Raw genomic sequence first — 305 nt, 5'->3', positions numbered from 1 at the left:
GGTGGGTGATGACGGGATCGAACCGCCGACCCTCTGCTTGTAAGGCAGATGCTCTCCCAGCTGAGCTAATCACCCAAAAGTCTTTAATGCTGACCAAGCATGCGATCATTTCAGAATATTGACTCGGAAACAATCAGGAAGCGCATTATACAAAAAACAAAGCGCTTTGCCAGACCACTGATCCGGCAGATTTTTCTTCACCAACCAACACTTATCAAATTAATTAATAAATGGCGGACCGGACGGGACTCGAACCCGCGACCTCCGGCGTGACAGGCCGGCATTCTAACCAACTGAACTACCGG

Annotated in this window: 1 tRNA gene; it reads right to left on the bottom strand. The window is 49.5% G+C overall.

Going from position 1 to position 305, the window contains the following annotated elements:
- Positions 1 to 2: 2 nt before the first annotated feature.
- Positions 3 to 75, bottom strand: a tRNA-Val gene (locus ACY2RR_RS24450).
- Positions 76 to 305: the final 230 nt, after the last annotated feature.

Source organism: Parendozoicomonas sp. 2304DJ65-17 (genome assembly GCF_058148445.1).
Note: the sequence above shows the minus strand (reverse complement) of the source record. Positions and strands in the feature narration are given on the sequence as shown.